This window comes from Patescibacteria group bacterium, from assembly GCA_034659915.1.
Taxonomy (GTDB): Bacteria; Patescibacteriota; WWE3; order JAUXAW01; family JAYEID01; genus JAYEID01.
The window spans coordinates 1-4,115 of record JAYEID010000008.1; the positions used below are offsets into that span (position 1 = coordinate 1).

Consider the following 4,115-nt stretch of genomic DNA (forward strand, 5'->3'; position numbering starts at 1 on the left):
TCAAAAACCAGTTAAAAAAAGAACACCACAAAAAAGAAAAGGAAAAACCCCAAAAAACCTAGCAAATCCCTACATATTACCCGTAAACATTACGTAGAGACATCACGATCGTTGATCCTCTACGTAAAAATTCGTAGAACTCTTGAAAAGATCAGACTTTCCTAACGACAAAACCCCCAACTTAGGGGGGCTGCGATGCACCTGTTAAAGTGCGGCTTTATCTAATCTTTATTCCCGTTTTTCTGACTCTCTCTCTCAATCTCACGGAAACTATAACATAACTAGGAAGTTTTGTCAAATTCTAATCTAAATAGTACCCCAAATTGCCTGCTTCTTCAAGAAGCATGCATTGAAAAATAGCCCCGGCCGTCTTAGCTGGTTCGAGAGGTTCAAACACAATCTTTCCAAAACCAAACACCCCTCTGGAAGGGGCTTCTCACAAGTTTATGTACTTTTGTATCTCTCGCCACCCTGTACCGTATAGCACAGGGCGTTTGTGATACTTATTATCGCCCCCAAACTATAATACAAAAGAGAGATTTTGCCAAGGTGAAAACAAGATGGTAATATCAAGGTGTGAACACAGGAAATTATCCTAAACTCAAAATAGAATACGACATCTCTAGGGACGTCAAAAACTATCTAGCAAAGCGGGCTTCTTATGCCCAAGAGGTGATGAATAGAAAAGACTTCTTCGGGTACTTTTCTAAACACCTCCCTCAAGAAATTATAACTTGTTTAAAAAATAAAAAACTCACTAAGGAAGAGAAAGGCAAAATTCTAGAAAGAACCCTCAAAGAATACTACAAAAAAAAACAAACAAAACTTTGACAGTGTGAAGAAGGCCCTTCAAACTGCTTGGGAAAAGAAAGGCTGCTCAATCGTAAGTGAGCTTGAGGAACTATATGAGACAAAGATTCGCCTGAATAAGATTAAGGTCTATCTTACCACATTTCCCATAATTCCCTACCATTACAATAAGGGCTGGCTTATGGTTAACTATTTTGCTCCTCTCGAAGGACAAATAGATAACATAGAACACGAGCTAAATCATTTTTTCTTCCACCAAAAATTCGCGGCCAAAAAAGATAAACATGGACATGATCTCTTTCACGAAATAAAGGAGGCATTTACTGCCCTCACTCAGCCCGAGAGTAGGGGATATCCAATAAATAAAAAGCTACGAGAAGAACTAAAGGAAAACTTAAAAAAGGGAAAATCCGCTGAAGAACTTTTTGAACTCTCTATAAAATATAAAGACAAAAAGAGGTAGATATCATCAGGTCTAGGAAAAATTTCTTCTCATCTCCAAAAATTGCTTCAATGTATCCCTCACAAGATCAAGAAACTGCTCGTCCAGTGCCTTGGCTTCTTCAACGTAAGAACCGGCAACCCTCCCCAATTGCTCAGCCACAAATACCCCCCACGCAGCCAAACAAGGATAATTTTTGCCTTCCTCAAAAATATCCTCATACAAATCGCCACATCTAATCCCCAGATAGTTTCGACCTAAAACTCCCCGAGGGAAAAAAGCGTGCACTATAGCTTCGCTAAAAAAAGTAACAGTGGGTATATTTTTTATCCTCGCACCAAACCCAAAAAAATCATTTGATCGTAAATAGGGAATGAGTACATCATTTTGGAAATTACGAGACATCAAGTGCGCAACCTCATGAAAAAGCGTCCCCATAAGATCTTTCTTATTTTCCTCATTAACAGCAAGGCCGCCGCACTCCAAAGTAATCACGTTTCCAATCCCAGACCACGCACCTCCTCCTCCAGAGCCCGGCGCACTTATTAAGAGTTGAACGAAATACCGCTCCCGCGGCTTAGTACAATACAGCTTTCCAAGTATCCCTAAAATTTCCTCCAAATTTACATCCTCCTCAAAGGCCCGAGTAAACACGGCTTCCCAGTCTAGCAACTTGGACTGCTCCTCACCCCAGATTCTTTTCCATCGGGCATCCAGAATCTCTAGCGAACCTTCCAAGTCCTCAAACTCCCCTCTGTTCAAGATACGCTCGAAATCACTGTAGGAATAACCATCCTTTACTCTAAAAAAAGGCGTGCCGACAAAACCCTTACCAAAACTGTGCTTCTTCAAAAGATGAGCCAGTTTTCGTAAAGCCCTATCTTCCTCAGAAGATAATTCTCCGTACCTCGTCAACAAACCTTCCATTCTCCGCTTTCGGTGCTTTACCGAAAAATGCCAACCGGTTTGGATAGAAAAAAAGTTAAATTTATTTACAGGCTCTGAAATAAGAAAATTAAAACTCATCTAATCAAAAATAAAAAGGCATCCACAAACGTCTGTTTATGGATGCCTGCTTCGACGACTAGCTATGCTCATCAAACCAATCGTCGTGCCAAGGGCCCCCTCCCGTATCAAGGTCGTCATGCCAAGAGTTCGGCCAGGCCTCGTAATCATCCCAGCCGTCAGGAAGGGCACCTTCACCACGCACCCTTGCTACTACCCGACTTTCATCTGCATCAACCACCTTTCTCACCTCCTTCCAAATACTCTGCGATGTGACGGTATACTCTCTTTCTACTTGAACAAAACACGTTGGATGGCGCTCCTCGAAAGACATCGTATCGGGCACATCCTCCGCGACACGCTTCATACCAAGGACAGATCTTACACTCCTCCCGTAAGAAGTGTACCCCCAAAGACCGTGCCCTCGACTCCCAACGGCCTACTAACTCGGACAACTTACGCTCCTTCAAATTGCCTAAACGCGCTTCCTCAAAAACCCCCGAGTCTCGCAGGGGTAAACAAGGCCATCGGGCCAAACTCCGAAGAAGTGACAGCTCCTTTTGAACACGCACTGCTGCTTTTTCTGGCCCAAAACCCCACGAAGGAAATCATCCACAGGACCACAGTTGATAGCAGGGTCATCCTTCTCGATCCAAGCATCAAACAGCTCTACCAAGAAGGTACCATAAGCCCTCGGCGAAGTCGAGAACGGCAGAGGTTCTCCAGTCCTGGAATCAACCTCGTAGCAGGGTTTGGCCCTGAAATTCTTAACACCTAGGCCAACAAAAAACTGAAACAGTTGCCGTCCATCCCCACCGTGAGACTCGTTTATTGTGGCTAGACACCCGAGAGGAAGTTTGGCCTGCAAACAAAGTTTCAACCCCTTTATAACCTGCTCGAAGCTGCCTGACCCACCCGGTGTCTTCCTGTATCTATTGTGAATAGCAGGCGGCCCATCCACGCTAATTCCTACACGAAAGCCATTTTCCTTGAAGAACTCTACCCAGTCTTCATCGACAAGCACACCATTGGTTTGAATAGAGTTCCGGAACGTGCACCCATACTGCTCCTCTACACTCCGCTGAATTTTCAAGGCTTCACGAAAGTAAGAAAGACCTGCCAAGGTCGGCTCGCCTCCATGCCAAATAACCCGGAGGTCTTCCTGATCGTTTACCTCCGGTAACTGGAAGAAGAGACTCCTCAGCAATCCTATAGGGAACAAATTGCCACTATTTACCCTTCCTGGCGTCTCGTAAAAACAGTACGTGCATCTCAAATTACAATCCATACCAACCACCTTGATAATAGGCGTAAACCTCACACTAACCTCCTTCTATGTTATCACTTCGCCAAAAAAACCCACCACCCTAAAACTAAAAACCCCCACAAGGGGGGTCTTAAGGGCATTAGGTACAAGTTTTACTACTATATCGGACTATAACACGTTATAACCGGGGTGTCAAATTTAGAAATTCCCTAAGTTGTGAAACACTTTGCATTTACTTAGACCGCAAGCCCAGATCAACCAAAGTCCTAGCCACACTAAACATTACTGTATTGCAAGGCCTCCCAACAAGATAGTTATCTAGAACATAAAAAGGGTTTTCCTGTTGGTTAGCTTCTAAATAACAACGGTTAATAACTTCTGCGTAAATTTGGTCAAAATCAGCACTCGGATTATTATAAACCTTCCGCTCAAACAAACTTTGCGTAAAAGTCCTTAGAAGATCTATTCTTGCTATCTTTTGGATCCACTGCGGCAGAAACAATCTTTCAAAGTCCACCCCCATCTTTATAGCTTCTTTTTCGTGCCAATACCGGCCCTTACTCCAAGGATGCTTACCGTCATTCATAAAGC

6 protein-coding genes are annotated in these 4,115 nt (G+C 43.5%); 2 read left to right on the forward strand and 4 right to left on the reverse strand.

Annotated elements, in window-relative coordinates; translation table 11 throughout:
• Window positions 1-576 precede the first annotated feature (576 nt).
• Window positions 577-831 (forward strand): hypothetical protein, encoded by a 255-nt coding sequence (locus U9M98_00920; protein MEA2020281.1) that lies wholly within the window; start codon window positions 577-579, stop codon window positions 829-831.
• A 4-nt stretch (window positions 832-835) separates the two neighbouring features.
• The gene (locus tag U9M98_00925; GenBank protein MEA2020282.1) at window positions 836-1,273 is read left to right on the forward strand and encodes a hypothetical protein; all 438 of its coding nucleotides are present in this window, start codon (window positions 836-838) and stop codon (window positions 1,271-1,273) included.
• A gap of 12 nt (window positions 1,274-1,285) precedes the next feature.
• Here U9M98_00925 and U9M98_00930 read toward each other — a convergent pair whose 3' ends face one another.
• The 4 genes from U9M98_00930 to U9M98_00945 form a co-directional block, all read right to left on the reverse strand.
• Complete coding sequence (locus U9M98_00930; GenBank protein MEA2020283.1) at window positions 1,286-2,278, reverse strand: hypothetical protein; 993 nt, start codon at window positions 2,276-2,278, stop codon at window positions 1,286-1,288.
• A 58-nt stretch (window positions 2,279-2,336) separates the two neighbouring features.
• Window positions 2,337-2,624: a hypothetical protein gene (locus U9M98_00935; GenBank protein ID MEA2020284.1), complete on the reverse strand. Its 288-nt coding sequence runs from the start codon at window positions 2,622-2,624 to the stop codon at window positions 2,337-2,339.
• Between the two features lie 108 nt (window positions 2,625-2,732).
• Window positions 2,733-3,545, reverse strand: coding sequence for a radical SAM protein (locus U9M98_00940; protein MEA2020285.1), 813 nt, complete (start codon window positions 3,543-3,545; stop codon window positions 2,733-2,735).
• Window positions 3,546-3,756: 211 nt separating this feature from the next.
• A partial coding sequence (locus tag U9M98_00945; protein MEA2020286.1) for a hypothetical protein occupies window positions 3,757-4,115 on the reverse strand: 359 nt, incomplete at its 5' end.